We start from the raw sequence: 15,206 nt of genomic DNA, 5'->3' as shown, positions 1-15,206 counted from the left end.
GATTCCGGACGACTAGACCTCCGTTAGGAGGCCTGGCCGCCGAAGATGTCGATTCGGTCGCCCTCAGCGAGGGTCACGATGGCGCGCTTGGTGTCAGCGCGCTTGCCGAAACCGGTCTTGGTGCGCTTGCGCTTACCCTGACGGTTGATCGTGTTGACCCCGGTGACCTTGACCCCGAAGACCGCTTCCACGGCCTGCTTGATCTGGGTCTTGTTGGAGCCGGGCGCGACGATGAACGTGTACTTGTTCTCGTCCAGCAGCGCGTAGCTCTTCTCCGACACGACAGGCTTGATCAGCAGGTCGCGCGGGTCGTTGAAAGTCTTGCTGGTAACGGTCGCCTCGGACATCAGGCGTCGCTCCCTTCGGTCTCATCGTTCCGGCCAGAAGGCGCGCCAGACACGAAGGACTCGAAAGCGGCCTGAGTGAAGACCACGTCGTCAGAGACGATCACGTCGTACGTGTTCAGCTGGCCCGGCTCCAGGATGTGAACCTGGGGCAGGTTGCGGGCGGACAGCCACGCGGCCTCGTCGGCGCGGTCGACGACCAGGAGCAGGTTCTTGCGCTCCGAGATCTTGCCGAACAGCGTCTTGGCGGCCTTCGTGGAGGCGGCACCCTCGACCACGCCGGTGACGACGTGGATGCGGGAGTGACGCGCACGGTCCGAGAGGGCACCGCGGAGGGCGGCGGCCTTCATCTTCTTCGGGGTCCGCTGGGAGTAGTCACGCGGCTGCGGGCCGTGGACGACGCCACCGCCGACGAACTGCGGAGCGCGGGTGGAACCCTGGCGAGCGCGGCCGGTGCCCTTCTGGCGGTACGGCTTGCGGCCACCACCACGGACTTCGCCACGACGCTTGGTCTTGTGCGTGCCCTGACGGGCAGCAGCCAGCTGAGCGACAACGACCTGGTGGATCAGCGGAACGCTGGTCTTCGCGTCGAAGATCTCCGCGGGGAGCTCGACGGTACCGGCCTTGTCGCCTGCCGGCGAAAGGATGTCAATGGTGCTCATTACCTCAAGCCCCCTTGGCCGCGGTACGGACCAGGACGAGGCCGCCGTTCGGACCGGGGACCGCACCCTTGATGAGGAGCAGACCCTTCTCCGCGTCAACCGCGTGGATGGTCAGGTTCTGGGTGGTGACGCGCTCGTTACCCATACGACCGGCCATGCGCATGCCCTTGAAGACACGCCCAGGGGTGGCGCAGCCACCGATCGAACCGGGGGAGCGGTGCTTGCGCTGGACGCCGTGACCGGCACCGAGGCCCTTGAAGTTGTGACGCTTCATGACACCGGCGAAGCCCTTGCCCTTGCTGTTGCCCGTGACGTCAACCTTGACGCCGGACTCGAACACCTCAGCAGTGATCTCCTGGCCGAGCGTGTACTCGCTGGCGTCGGAGGTGCGGAGCTCCACCAGGTGGCGGCGGGGGGTGACGTCGGCCTTGGCGAAGTGACCCTTGAGGGGCTTGTTCACCTTGCGCGGGTCGATCTCGCCGAAGGCGATCTGGACCGACTCGTAGCCGTCGATGTCGTTCGTACGGACCTGGGTAACGACGCAGGGTCCGGCCTTGACCACGGTGACCGGGACGACACGGTTGTTCTCGTCCCAGACCTGGGTCATGCCGAGCTTCTCGCCCAGGACGCCCTTGATCTGCTTTGCCATCTTCTCGACGCCTCTCAGAGCTTGATCTCGATGTCAACGCCGGCCGGAAGGTCCAGGCGCATCAGCGAGTCAACGGTCTTGGGAGTCGGGTCGAGGATGTCGATCAGGCGCTTGTGCGTGCGCATCTCGAAGTGCTCGCGCGAGTCCTTGTACTTGTGCGGCGACTTGATGACGCAGTACACGTTCTTCTCAGTGGGCAGCGGCACCGGGCCTGCGACCGACGCACCAGTGCGGGTCACCGTCTCGACGATCTTCTTCGCCGAGGAGTCGATGACCTCGTGGTCGTAGGCCTTGAGCCGGATGCGGATCTTCTGTCCCGCCATGGCTACTCCGTAGTCCTGTCTGTATGTGGAACGCTCTGGCTCCCGGTTGGCCGCGGGATGACTCCCGCAGTCTCTCCTCCGACCCACGCGGTCGGGCGTGTCGCACACCCTCTACAGAAAATTCCCATACGGAAATTCCCTCGTCCAAGGGGATGCGGTCCCTGACCGCGCATCGGGGGAGAAACACCCACCGAGTGCCTGGTGGGCACCTTGCTGACGCTTCCCAGAAGATTCCCGTACGTCCGTCCCCATTGCTGCCCCGAAAGGCAGATTAAGGACGACGAGTACTGTGGGACTCGCTTCCGGTCCTCCCGGCGGGAGGCGCGCAGCATCGGCACTCAACCGAGCAACTTGAGTAGTCTGCCATACGAGACACGTACCTGGCCAATCGGGCGGAAGAGAATACCCCTCCGGGGGGACACGTCAAACTGCGGCGCGCGTTTGCCCGACGGGGTCCCTGCCTGGTCAGGACCGGGAGAGCCTGCCGCACTCCTCCTGACCGGGTGTGTCGATGCCCCGGCTGCGGTCGTACGGATCGACCGGCGCCCCGGAAGGTTCCGGTCCGCTTTCCCCGGGGTCCGAGAAGAACGACGGGTGCAGGTAGCCGTCGTTCCGGTCGCAGGCGGTGTTGGCGACGTCCCGCAGGGTCTCGCGGAGCCACAGCTTCCCCGGTGTCGAGTCCCACGCCTTCGCGTCGACGACGTGGAACGTGAGCTCGCGCCGCACGATGCTCCGGGCCACGTCCTCCGGGTTCCCCTGAACCTTCACGAAGGGGTGGACGAAGGAGTAGTCCAGCTTGATGGCGGCCTGTCCGCGCTCCGGTCCCGGCTCCAGCCACATGCGCCCGCGCACCTTGACCACGTCCCCCACGGGTCGCAGCTCCGCCGGGTCGTACCGCGTGAAGAGCTCCATCGGGTCCGCTTCCTCGGTCGGCCGCTCGTAGGCCGTCCTCATCCGCTGGTGAAGCTCCTCGTCCTTCGGGTCGAGGAGGGCCAGCGCGGCATCCGGACGCTCCCCCCGTAGCACCGCCGGGTCCAGGTTGGACGCCACCAGGAACTGCTTCGCCTTGGCGATCCCGTCCGCGACCCGCTCCTTGTCGACGCCGTTGACGGCCTCGGCCTGCGGAACCTCGATGCCGGCGGCTCCGTCCGCCCATTGGAGGGCCGGCGAGCCGCGGAACGGATCCTTCAGGGTGGGCCGATCGGGGTACTGGCCCTCCGGCGCCGCGCTCGGCCGGACGGACTCCGCCGGCAGCGGCCCCGCCTGCTCCGCCGCCGACCGCGACTCGGCCTTCCCCGTGACCCGGTCGATGAGCAGCTCCGGCCGCAGGGCGATCAGCGCCAGGCCGGCCACGAGCACGATCGCCCCCGCGGCCTTGAGCCGGCGCTTGCGCCTCCCCCGCCCTTCCAACTCCTGCCACGCCGGCCCGGTTCGCCAGCCCGGCGGCTCGGCCGCGGCGGCCTTGCGCTTGCGTCCGAAGCGACCCGCCGCCTTCTGTCGTTCCTCGTCCTCGCGCCGCAGCCGTTCGGTCACCATCCGCGCCCGCGCGGACGGCTCCTGGGGCGCGTCCGCGCTCCCCTGCCCCACCTGCTCGCCGAACCGCCGCCACTCCTCGTCGGATATGCCCGGTCGGCCGTCGTCCTGCTGCCCCATGCCTGTGCCCCACCCCGTGAAACGTTCCTGCTGCGCCCTTACGGCGCCCCTACGCATCGGGAGCGTCTCATACGCCACCGACAGCACGTCCGGGGCCCCTCGCGGCCCGCGGGGGCGTCGGACATGCGGAAGGGCCCCTCCCCGCCGCCGGAGCGGTGGGAAGGGGCCCTTCCGTCAAACATGGTGTCCGCTCGCGCGGACGACCGGGTCAGAGCACGAAATTACTTCGTGATCTTGGTGACCTGGCCGGCGCCCACGGTACGACCACCCTCACGGATGGCGAACTTCAGGCCCTCTTCCATCGCGACGGGCTGGATGAGGTTGACCGTCATGTCGGTGTTGTCACCGGGCATGACCATCTCGGTGCCCTCGGGAAGGGTCACAACGCCCGTCACGTCCGTGGTACGGAAGTAGAACTGCGGGCGGTAGTTGTTGAAGAACGGGGTGTGACGGCCACCCTCGTCCTTCGACAGGATGTACGCGGCGGCCTCGAACTCGGTGTGCGGCGTGACCGAACCGGGCTTGATGATGACCTGGCCGCGCTCGACGTCCTCGCGCTTGATGCCACGGAGGAGCAGACCGACGTTCTCGCCCGCCTGGCCCTCGTCGAGCAGCTTGCGGAACATCTCGATGCCGGTGACCGTGGTGGTGGTCTTCTCCTGCTTGATGCCGATGATGTCAACGGTCTCGTTGACCTTCAGGACACCACGCTCGATACGACCGGTGACGACGGTGCCACGACCGGTGATCGTGAAGACGTCCTCGACGGGCATGAGGAACGGCTTCTCGGTGTCACGCGGCGGGGTCGGGATCGCCTCGTCGACGGCGTCCATCAGGCCGAGGAGCTTGTCGCCCCACTCCTTGTCGCCCTCGAGCGCCTTCAGCGCGGAGACCTGGACGACCGGAAGGTCGTCGCCCGGGAAGTCGTACTCGGAGAGCAGCTCACGGACCTCGAGCTCGACGAGCTCCAGGATCTCCTCGTCGTCCACCATGTCGGCCTTGTTCAGGGCGACGACGATGTACGGAACGCCGACCTGGCGGGCCAGGAGCACGTGCTCCTTGGTCTGCGGCATCGGGCCGTCGGTGGCGGCGACCACGAGGATGGCACCGTCCATCTGCGCGGCACCGGTGATCATGTTCTTGATGTAGTCCGCGTGACCCGGGCAGTCGACGTGGGCGTAGTGACGCGCCTCGGTCTGGTACTCGACGTGCGCGATCGAGATGGTGATACCGCGCTGACGCTCCTCAGGAGCCTTGTCGATCTGATCGAAGGCCGAAGCCGCGTTCAGGTCCGGGTACTTGTCGTGCAGCACCTTGGTAATGGCGGCCGTGAGGGTCGTCTTACCGTGGTCAATGTGACCGATGGTGCCGATGTTGACGTGCGGCTTAGTCCGCTCGAACTTCGCCTTCGCCACGGGGGTCCTCCTGAGAGTGGTTCTGTACGCCTTGAATCGTCGGCGCCAGGTGATCTTTGCTGGATAGCCGGCTCCCCCGGGGCAGCGGGAGGGTTGCTCCTGTTGCCCCGGAGGCTCCGGTGACAAGCCTAAAGCGTGTACTCGGAAGAGTTACTCGCCCTTGGCCTTCGCGATGATCTCCTCAGCGACGTTCCGGGGAACCTCGGCGTAGGAGTCGAACTGCATCGAGTAGCTGGCGCGACCCGAGGTCTTGCTGCGGAGGTCTCCGACGTAGCCGAACATCTCCGAAAGCGGCACGAGGCCCTTCACGAGACGAGCGCCGTGACGCTCCTCCATGGCCTGGATCTGGCCACGGCGGGAGTTGATGTCACCGATGACGTCGCCCATGGACTCCTCGGGCGTGGTGACCTCAACGGACATCATCGGCTCGAGCAGGACGGGGGACGCCTTGCGAGCGGCCTCCTTGAATGCCTGCGAACCGGCGATCTTGAAGGCGAGCTCCGAGGAGTCCACCTCGTGGTAGCCACCGTCGAGAAGAATGACGCGAACGCCGGTCATCTCGTAGCCGGCCAGGATGCCGAACTGCATGGCTTCCTGCGCACCGGCGTCGACCGAGGGGATGTACTCCCTCGGGATGCGGCCACCGGTGACCTTGTTGACGAACTCGTACGCCGGACCGTCGGCCTCGAGGATGGGCTCGATCGCGATCTGCACCTTGGCGAACTGACCGGTACCACCGGTCTGCTTCTTGTGGGTGTAGTCGTGACGCTCGACGGTCTTGCGGATCGTCTCGCGGTAGGCCACCTGCGGCTTGCCGACGTTGGCCTCGACCTTGAACTCGCGCTTCATACGGTCGACCAGCACCTCGAGGTGCAGCTCGCCCATACCGCCGAGGATGGTCTGGCCGGTCTCCTCGTCCGAGTGAACGTGGAAGGAGGGGTCCTCCTCCGCGAGAGACTGGATGGCGACACCCAGCTTCTCCTGGTCACCCTTGGACTTGGGCTCGATGGCGACCTGGATGACCGGAGCCGGGAAGTCCATGGACTCCAGGATCACGGGGGCCTTGTCGTCACACAGCGTCTCACCGGTGGTGGTCTGCTTCAGACCCATGACGGCGACGATGTCACCGGCGCCCACCGCGGCGATCTCCTCACGCTTGTTCGCGTGCATGCGGTAGATCTTGCCGATGCGCTCCTTCTTGCCCTTGACGGAGTTCAGCACCGCGGTGCCGGCCTCCAGGCGGCCCGAGTAAACCCGGACGAAGGTGAGCTTGCCGAGGTGCGGGTCACGCATGATCTTGAACGCGAGCGCCGCGAGCGGCTCCTCGTCCGAGGGCTTGCGCTTCACGACGACCTCGGCGTCACGGACGTCGTGGCCTTCGATGGCCTCGATGTCCAGCGGCGACGGGAGGTAGCGGATGACGGCGTCGAGCAGGGGCTGAACGCCCTTGTTCTTGAACGCCGTGCCACAGAACACCGCGGTGATCGTGGGCTCGCCCTTGCCCTTGCCGGAGCCGAGGATGATGCGACGCACGGCGGCGTGCAGCTGCTCGACGGAGGGCTCGTTGCCCTCCAGGAACAGCTCCATGATCTCGTCGTCGTTCTCGGCGACGGTCTCGACCAGCTTGCCGCGCCACTCTTCAGCAGCCTCGGTGTGCGTGGCCGGGATGTCGACGATGTCGTACATCTCGCCCTTGGTCGCCTCGGCGGACCAGACGAACGCCTTCATGGTGACGAGGTCGACGACACCCTGGAAGTCGGCCTCGGCACCGATGGGGAGCTGCATGACGATCGGAACCGCACCGAGGCGGTCCTTGATCATGTCGACGCAGCGGTGGAACTCGGCGCCGGTGCGGTCCAGCTTGTTGACGAAGCAGATGCGCGGGACGCCGTAGCGGTCCGCCTGACGCCAAACAGTCTCGGACTGCGGCTCAACACCGGCGACACCGTCGAACACGGTGACGGCGCCGTCGAGGACGCGGAGCGAACGCTCCACCTCGACGGTGAAGTCAACGTGACCCGGGGTGTCGATGATGTTGATGGTGTGGTCGACGTCTTCGAGCGGCCAGTGACAGGTGGTGGCGGCAGACGTGATGGTGATACCACGCTCCTGCTCCTGCTCCATCCAGTCCATCGTGGCGGCGCCGTCGTGGACCTCACCGATCTTGTAAGACACACCGGTGTAGAACAGGATGCGCTCGGTGGTGGTCGTCTTGCCCGCGTCGATGTGGGCCATGATCCCGATGTTGCGGACCTTGGCCAGGTCAAGCGAAGTGGTAGCCATAAGGCTTCGGTCTTCTCTCGGTCTCGATGTGGGGTGGGACTACCAGCGGTAGTGCGCGAAGGCCTTGTTGGACTCGGCCATCTTGTGCGTGTCCTCACGCTTCTTGACGGCCGCACCGAGGCCGTTCGAGGCGTCGAGGAGCTCGTTCATGAGGCGCTCGGTCATGGTCTTCTCGCGACGGGCGCGGGAGTAACCCACGATCCAGCGCAGCGAGAGGGTGGACGCGCGACCGGGCTTGACCTCGATCGGAACCTGGTAGGTCGCGCCACCGACACGGCGGGACTTGACCTCGAGCGACGGCTTGACGTTCTCCAGCGCGCGCTTCAGCGTGATGACCGGGTCAGCGCCGGTCTTCTCGCGGAGGCCTTCCATGGCGCCGTAAACGATGCGCTCGGCGGTGGAGCGCTTGCCGTTCAGGAGGATCTTGTTGATGAGCGACGTCACCAGAGGAGATGCGTAGACCGGGTCGATGATGACCGGGCGCTTCGGGGCGGGGCCCTTACGAGGCATTCTTACTTCTCCTTCTTGGCGCCGTAGCGGCTGCGGGCCTGCTTGCGGTTCTTGACAGCCTGGGTGTCAAGCGCACCGCGGATGATCTTGTAACGAACACCCGGCAGGTCCTTCACACGGCCACCACGCACGAGCACGATCGAGTGCTCCTGCAGGTTGTGTCCCTCACCCGGAATGTAAGCGGTGACCTCGATGCCGGAGGTCAGACGCACACGCGCGACCTTACGGAGCGCCGAGTTCGGCTTCTTCGGGGTGGTCGTGAACACACGCGTGCAGACGCCGCGACGCTGGGGCGAAGCCTCAAGCGCGGGGGTCTTTGTCTTCTCGACCTTGTCCTGCCGGCCCTTACGGACCAGCTGCTGGATCGTAGGCACTACTTCTCCGGTTTCTGTGTGCCGTGTAGTGAAACTAACCTGGAACATTGCCGACCCACGCGGTCGGGTGTGTCGGATCCGGCGGACCTCCGCGCAAGCACGGAAACGCATGGATCGCGGTGGCCGATGCGGGCTCACGTGCGGTTGATGGACACGCACAGGAGCCCAGGCACACCCCAGGCACAAGGTCTGAGCGTACCTACCGCATCCACTCCGGTCAAAACATAAGCCCCGCCACCGCGGCCGTCGCACCCCCACAGGTCAGGCGCCGCACGGGCGTACGCCCTCCGGGGCGGGGTGGCCGCGCGAAGCCCGCACCGGCGTGGTAGGGCGGGCCAACTACACTTCCAGCGAATCCCAGCGAGTCAGTCCAAAAACGTACGAGCGCCAGGAGCAGGACATTGGGGACGGTCACCTCGGAGCCGAAGACGGCCGGAAGCCCGCCTCCCGACGACGGCCGGAGCCCCTCGACGCGCCGGCGGGGCCGCCTGACCGGCCTCTACGGGCCGCTCCTCGCGTTCCTCGTCACCTCGGGCGCCTTCTGCGCGGCCTGGGCGGCGCGCGGCACCTTCCCCTTCGGCAACACCGGCCGGGCCCTCAACGACCAGGCCAACCAGTACGTCCCGTTCCACCGCGCGCTCTGGGACCTGGTCCACGGCCAGGCCGCCGGCGACGTCCTCTTCACCTGGCGCGGGGGCTTCGGCCAGCAGTTCCTGTCCGACTACTACACGTACCTCGGCAACCCGTTCTCCTGGTCGGCCGTGCTCGTTCCGCGCGACCACGTGGACCTGGCCGTCTTCGCGATCACCCCGCTCACCATGGGCACCGCCGCCGCCCTGATGACCGTCTACCTCGGCAAGCTCCAGCCCGGCCCGTGGTGGCAGCGGGGGGTGCTCGGGGCGACGTACGGGCTGTGCGGCTGGGCGCTGAGCGACGCCTCGTACATCCCGATGTGGCTGTGGGGCCTGGTGGCCCTGCCGATGCTGGGCATCGCCGTCGAGTGGTGCCTGGAGGGGCGCCGGTGGCCCGGGGTGGCCCTGCTCGTGGCCCTCGCCTGGTTCGGCAACTTCTACACCGCGATGATGGCCACGATGGCGGCCTGCGTACTGCTCGCCATCCGCCTGATCACCCTCGACATGACGGGCGCCCAACGGCTGCGGGCCCTGGCCCGGGCGGCCACCGCGGCGGCGACGGGCATCCTGCTGACGCTGCCCCTGCTGCTGCCGTCGTTCCTGTCCAGCGGGGCGGCGCAGCCCACGACGGCGGGCGCCTTCGACCCGGTGCGGATCGAGGTGTTCCTCGCCGGGATGCTGCCGGCGACGCACCTGTGGGGCGGCCGACCCCGGCTCTACGTCGCCTCCCTCGGCCTGATCCTGGCCGCGGCCTTCCTCTTCAACACGGCCATCGCGAAGCGGACCCGACTGGTGTGGGCGGCCGCGACCCTGCTCGTGGTCGTCTCCTTCCAGTTCCCGCCGACCCAGTACCTGTGGCACGGGCTGGCCGTGCCCAACGGCAACCCGTACCGCGAGGCGTTCGTCTTCAGCGGCATGGTCGTGGTCCTGGCCTGGCTGGCGCTGGCCAACCGGCCCCGACCGCTCCACCTGGCGCTCGCCGCCGCGCTGCTGGTCGTGGCCACCTTCGTACTGCGCCGCACCGACGACTTCGGCGGCTGGACGTGGCCCGCGGTCCTCGGCGGCGGCGCCCTCTCGCTGCTGGCCCTGGTGCTGCTGGCGCTGGGCGAGAAGCGCCGCTACCTGGTCCCGGTCGCCGCGGCCCTGATGGTCGCCGTCGTCTTCGCCGAGTCCACGGCCGCCGCGGCCAACGCCGACGCCCGGCGCGCGCGCGAACGCTGGGCGAAGCCGGCCGCGACCTCCAGCCAGTCGATCACCAACCACTTCGACGCCGTCCGAGGGGTGGACGGATGGCCCGCCCACCGGACGGACTCGGGCGCCCCGCAGACCTCGTACAACGACGCCCTCGCCCTCCAGGCGGAGGGCCCGCAGTACTACAGCAGCTACCTCCCCGAGGCCACGTACCGGGCCCTGGAGCCGCTGGGCTACGGCTACAAGAACGACGGCCGGACCTTCTTCGGCGCCGACAACCCGGTGCTCGACGCGATCTTCTCGATCGGCGCCCGGGTCCGCCCGGGCACCGCCCCCGGCTCCTGGACGGGCACCACCTTCCCGGCGCCGCCCCTGGTCACCCTCCGCTCGACCCCGTACGCCTCCCCGAACCCCGCGGACAGCGTCTACGCCCGCCAGGAGAACGTCCTGGGCGCCACCGTGTACACCGTCCCCGAGGTCCGCCGCGGCGGCACCGCCACCACACAGACGTACACCGCCCGGTGCGCCCCCGGCTCCGAGGCCTTCTGGTACTCCCCCGAGTTGTACGGGACCCTCACCCACGGCTCCTCGCGCCGCCCCCTGGAGGACCGGATGAGCGGTGTCCTCCCCCTGGGCCCCGTCCCCGCCTCGGGAACCGTCGAGGTCACCGTCGAAACCCGGACCGAGAACGCCTCGGCCGGCCCCCGCCCCGTCGGCTGCCTGGACCGGGCCGCCCTGGACGCCCGGATCCGCGACCTGACCGCCACCGGCGCCACCTCCGTCGATGCGGGCGGCCACAGCATCGAGGCCACCCTCCCGAGCGGCGCCTCGGGCACCGCCGTCATCGCCATGACGAACGTCCCGGGCTGGCAGTGCTCGGCCCCGATCCGCCCCTTCCACGGCCTGGTCGCCCTGGACATCGCGCCCGGCACGTCGAAGGTCTCCTGCACCTTCACCCCCAAGGGCCTCACCCCGGGCCTGGCAGCCGCCGCCCTGGCCCTCCTCACCCTCGCCTCGGTCACCACGACCACGTACCTCCGCCGGCGGCGCGAGAAGAACGCGTAGGCGCGACCCCCACGGGTGAGCCCCCCGGCCGGACGGCCGGGGGGCTCACCCGTACCCCGGGAGAACGGGATACGGGGATGCCGGGGATACCGGGTACCGGCATACCGGGCTGCGGAAACGCCGCAGGGCGGCCACCCTCTCGGGTGACCGCCCTGCGTTTACCGCTCTGTTGCGACTCAGCCGTTGTACGGGCCGTAGTCGTAGTCCTCCAGCGGGACCGCCTGGCCGGAGCCGGTGCCGAAGGGCGAGTAGTCGATGTCGTCGTAACCGACGGCCGAGTACATCGCTGCCTTGGCTTCCTCGGTCGGCTCCACCCGGATGTTGCGGTAGCGGGCAAGACCCGTACCGGCCGGGATGAGCTTACCGATGATGACGTTCTCCTTGAGGCCGATGAGGCTGTCGGACTTGGCGTTGATCGCCGCATCCGTCAGGACTCGGGTCGTCTCCTGGAAGGAGGCGGCCGACAGCCAGGATTCCGTCGCCAGCGAGGCCTTGGTGATACCCATCAGCTGCGGACGACCGGAGGCGGGGTGACCGCCCTCGGTGACCACACGACGGTTCTCGGTCTCGAACTTCGAGCGCTCGACGAGCTCGCCCGGCAGGAGCTCCGCGTCGCCGGACTCGATGATCGTCACGCGGCGCAGCATCTGCCGGATGATGATCTCGATGTGCTTGTCGTGGATCGACACGCCCTGCGAGTTGTAGACCTTCTGGACTTCGCCGACCAGGTGGACCTGGACGGCGCGCTGGCCGAGGATGCGCAGCACGTCGTGCGGGTTGGTCGCACCCATGGTGAGCTTCTGGCCCACCTCGACGTGATCGCCCTCGTGCACGATGACCTTGGCGCGCTTGGAGATCGGGAACGCCGTCTCCTCGCTGCCGTCGTCGGGCGTGATGACGATCTTCTTCGTCTTCTCGGTCTCCTCGATCCGCACGCGGCCGGCGGCCTCGGAGATCGGGGCGACACCCTTCGGGGTACGGGCCTCGAAGAGCTCGACGACACGCGGCAGACCCTGCGTGATGTCGTCACCGGCCACACCACCGGTGTGGAAGGTACGCATCGTCAGCTGGGTACCGGGCTCACCGATGGACTGGGCGGCGATGATGCCGACCGCCTCACCGATGTCGACCAGCTTGCCGGTGGCCAGCGAGCGGCCGTAGCAGAAGGCACAGGTGCCGACCGCGGACTCGCAGGTCAGGACCGAGCGGGTCTTGACCTCCTCGACGCCGTTCGCGATGAGGGCGTCGATGAGCACGTCACCGAGGTCCACGTTCGCCGGCGCGATGACCTTGCCGTCGATGACGACGTCCTCGGCCAGCATGCGGGCGTACACGGAGGTCTCGACGTCGTCCGCCTTGCGGAGGACACCCGCCTCGTCCTTGACACCGATCTTGAGCTTGAGGCCGCGCTCGGTGCCGCAGTCCTCCTCGCGGATGATGACGTCCTGCGAGACGTCCACCAGACGACGGGTGAGGTAACCCGAGTCGGCGGTACGCAGGGCGGTGTCCGCCAGACCCTTACGGGCACCGTGCGTGGAGATGAAGTACTCCAGAACGGTGAGGCCCTCACGGAAGGACGCCTTGATCGGACGCGGGATGGTCTCGTTCTTCGCGTTCGACACCAGACCACGCATACCGGCGATCTGTCGCATCTGCATCATGTTTCCTCGGGCACCCGAGTCAACCATCATGAAGATGGGGTTCGTCTTGGGGAAGTTCGCGTTCATCGCCTCGGCGACCTCGTTGGTCGCCTGCGTCCAGATCTGGATGAGCTCCTGAGTGCGCTCCTCCTTGGTGATCAGACCGCGCTCGTACTGCTTCTGGACCTTCTCGTCCTTGGCCTCGTAGCCCGCGACGATTTCCTTCTTCGCCTCGGGAACGACGACGTCGGAGATGGCCACGGTGACGCCCGAACGGGTCGCCCAGTGGAAGCCGGCCGCCTTCAGGTTGTCGAGCGTCGCCGCCACGATGACCTTGGGGTAGCGCTCCGCCAGGTCGTTGACGATCTCGGAGAGCTGCTTCTTGCCCACCGAGTAGTCGACGAACGGGTAGTCCTCGGGCAGCAGCTCGTTGAAGAGCGCGCGACCCAGGGTCGTCTTCAGACGGAAGCTGTCACCCGGCTGGAACTCCTGCTCGCCCTCCTCGGCGACCGGCGGCACCCAACCGCGCGGCGGGATGGTGCCCACCGGGAAGCGGATGTCGACGGACGACTGGAGCGCCAGCTCACCGTTGTCGAACGCCATGGTCGCCTCGGCGGAGGAACCGAACGCGCGGCCCTCACCCTTGACGTCACGGAGCTCACCGTCGGTGGTCAGGAAGAACAGACCGAGGACCATGTCCTGGGTCGGCATCGTGACCGGACGGCCGTCGGCCGGCTTGAGGATGTTGTTCGAGGACAGCATCAGGATGCGGGCCTCGGCCTGCGCCTCCGCGGAGAGCGGCAGGTGCACGGCCATCTGGTCACCGTCGAAGTCCGCGTTGAACGCGGTGCAGACGAGCGGGTGGATCTGGATGGCCTTGCCTTCGACCAGCTGGGGCTCGAAGGCCTGGATGCCGAGGCGGTGCAGCGTGGGCGCACGGTTCAGGAGGACCGGGTGCTCGGCGATGACCTCTTCGAGGACGTCGTAGACGACCGTGCGGCCGCGCTCGACCATCCGCTTCGCCGACTTGATGTTCTGCGCGTGGTTCAGGTCGACCAGGCGCTTCATCACGAACGGCTTGAAGAGCTCCAGCGCCATGGCCTTGGGCAGACCACACTGGTGCAGCTTCAGCTGCGGACCGACGACGATCACGGAACGCGCGGAGTAGTCCACGCGCTTGCCGAGGAGGTTCTGACGGAATCGACCCTGCTTGCCCTTCAGCATGTCGCTGAGGGACTTCAGGGGACGGTTACCGGGACCGGTCACCGGACGACCACGACGACCGTTGTCGAAGAGGGCGTCGACGGCCTCCTGGAGCATGCGCTTCTCGTTGTTCACGATGATCTCGGGGGCACCGAGGTCGAGAAGGCGCTTCAGGCGGTTGTTGCGGTTGATCACGCGGCGGTACAGGTCGTTCAGGTCGGAGGTCGCGAAGCGGCCACCGTCCAGCTGCACCATCGGACGAAGGTCCGGCGGGATCACCGGCACGCAGTCCAGAACCATGCCCTTGGGGCTGTTGCTGGTCTGCAGGAACGCGGAGACGACCTTGAGGCGCTTGAGCGCACGGGTCTTCTTCTGGCCCTTGCCGGTACGGATGATCTCGCGGAGGCGCTCGGCCTCCTCCTCCAGGTCGAAGGACTCCAGGCGCTTCTGCAGCGCCGCGGCACCCATCGAACCGTCGAAGTAGGTACCGAAGCGGTCGCGCAGCTCGCGGTAGAGCAGCTCGTCGCCCTCCAGGTCCTGGACCTTGAGGTTCTTGAAGCGGCTCCACACCTCGTCGAGGCGGTCGATCTCGCGCTGGGCGCGGTCACGGAGCTGCTTCATCTCGCGCTCGGCGCCTTCGCGCACCTTGCGGCGCACGTCGGCCTTCGCGCCCTCGGCCTCAAGCTCGGCCAGGTCGGTCTCGAGCTTCTTGGCGCGGCCTTCGAGGTCCGAGTCGCGACGGTTCTCGATCTGCTGGCGCTCGACGGAGACGTGGGCCTCCAGCGACGGGAGGTCGCGGGTGCGGCGCTCGTCGTCCACGAACGTGATCATGTACGCGGCGAAGTAGATGACCTTCTCAAGGTCCTTCGGCGCGAGGTCCAGCAGGTATCCGAGGCGCGACGGGACGCCCTTGAAGTACCAGATGTGGGTGACGGGAGCGGCAAGCTCGATGTGGCCCATCCGCTCACGACGCACCTTGGCGCGCGTGACCTCGACGCCACAGCGCTCACAGATGATGCCCTTGAAGCGGACACGCTTGTACTTGCCGCAGTAGCACTCCCAGTCCCGGGTCGGACCGAAGATCTTCTCGCAGAAGAGTCCGTCCTTCTCGGGCTTGAGCGTGCGGTAGTTGATGGTCTCCGGCTTCTTGACCTCGCCGTGGGACCAGGTTCGGATGTCGTCCGCGGTGGCAAGGCCGATCCGCAGCTCGTCGAAGAAGTTGACGTCGAGCACTGTGCGTCAATCCCTCTTTCGGGGTCGAG

11 protein-coding genes are annotated in these 15,206 nt (G+C 67.5%); 1 reads left to right on the top strand and 10 read right to left on the bottom strand.

The features are described from left to right. Positions 1–23: 23 nt before the first annotated feature. The 9 genes from rplW to rpsL form a co-directional block, all read right to left on the bottom strand. Positions 24–347, bottom strand: coding sequence for a 50S ribosomal protein L23 (gene rplW / locus NOD94_RS03710; RefSeq protein ID WP_266934873.1), 324 nt, complete (start codon positions 345–347; stop codon positions 24–26). Next, positions 347–1,006 (bottom strand): 50S ribosomal protein L4, encoded by a 660-nt coding sequence (rplD, locus tag NOD94_RS03705; RefSeq protein ID WP_281204233.1) that lies wholly within the window; start codon positions 1,004–1,006, stop codon positions 347–349. The genes rplW and rplD overlap by 1 nt, the downstream gene beginning before the upstream one ends. Before the next feature lie 4 nt (positions 1,007–1,010). Continuing rightward, positions 1,011–1,655 (bottom strand): 50S ribosomal protein L3, encoded by a 645-nt coding sequence (gene rplC / locus NOD94_RS03700; RefSeq protein ID WP_281204232.1) that lies wholly within the window; start codon positions 1,653–1,655, stop codon positions 1,011–1,013. A gap of 14 nt (positions 1,656–1,669) precedes the next feature. Further along, the gene (gene rpsJ, locus NOD94_RS03695) at positions 1,670–1,978 is read right to left on the bottom strand and encodes a 30S ribosomal protein S10 (RefSeq protein WP_003948644.1); all 309 of its coding nucleotides are present in this window, start codon (positions 1,976–1,978) and stop codon (positions 1,670–1,672) included. Positions 1,979–2,443: 465 nt separating this feature from the next. Next, the gene (locus NOD94_RS03690) at positions 2,444–3,631 is read right to left on the bottom strand and encodes a hypothetical protein (RefSeq protein ID WP_281204231.1); all 1,188 of its coding nucleotides are present in this window, start codon (positions 3,629–3,631) and stop codon (positions 2,444–2,446) included. A 221-nt stretch (positions 3,632–3,852) separates the two neighbouring features. Further along, on the bottom strand, positions 3,853–5,046 hold the full coding sequence (tuf, locus tag NOD94_RS03685) for an elongation factor Tu (protein WP_281204230.1): 1,194 nt from the start codon (positions 5,044–5,046) through the stop codon (positions 3,853–3,855). A gap of 150 nt (positions 5,047–5,196) precedes the next feature. Next, positions 5,197–7,329, bottom strand: coding sequence for an elongation factor G (gene fusA, locus NOD94_RS03680; protein ID WP_281204229.1), 2,133 nt, complete (start codon positions 7,327–7,329; stop codon positions 5,197–5,199). A gap of 39 nt (positions 7,330–7,368) precedes the next feature. After that, positions 7,369–7,839, bottom strand: a complete 471-nt coding sequence (gene rpsG, locus NOD94_RS03675) for a 30S ribosomal protein S7 (RefSeq protein WP_266626462.1) — start codon at positions 7,837–7,839, stop codon at positions 7,369–7,371. A gap of 2 nt (positions 7,840–7,841) precedes the next feature. Continuing rightward, entirely contained in the window at positions 7,842–8,213 is a 372-nt protein-coding gene (gene rpsL / locus NOD94_RS03670) for a 30S ribosomal protein S12 (protein ID WP_007265893.1), read from the bottom strand. Positions 8,214–8,614: 401 nt separating this feature from the next. Between rpsL and NOD94_RS03665 the strand changes: the two genes are divergently transcribed. Continuing rightward, on the top strand, positions 8,615–11,101 hold the full coding sequence (locus NOD94_RS03665) for a YfhO family protein (RefSeq protein ID WP_281204228.1): 2,487 nt from the start codon (positions 8,615–8,617) through the stop codon (positions 11,099–11,101). 176 nt (positions 11,102–11,277) lie between these two features. On the opposite strand, the gene NOD94_RS03660 is transcribed toward NOD94_RS03665, so the two are convergent. Then, positions 11,278–15,177, bottom strand: coding sequence for a DNA-directed RNA polymerase subunit beta' (locus NOD94_RS03660; protein WP_281204227.1), 3,900 nt, complete (start codon positions 15,175–15,177; stop codon positions 11,278–11,280). Positions 15,178–15,206 lie beyond the last annotated feature (29 nt).

Origin of the sequence: Streptomyces sp. Isolate_45, from assembly GCF_024721315.2 — a bacterium.
Lineage (GTDB): Bacteria > Actinomycetota > Actinomycetes > Streptomycetales > Streptomycetaceae > Streptomyces.
The sequence above is the reverse complement of the archived record's forward strand: the minus strand, read 5'-3'. Positions and strand labels throughout refer to the sequence as shown.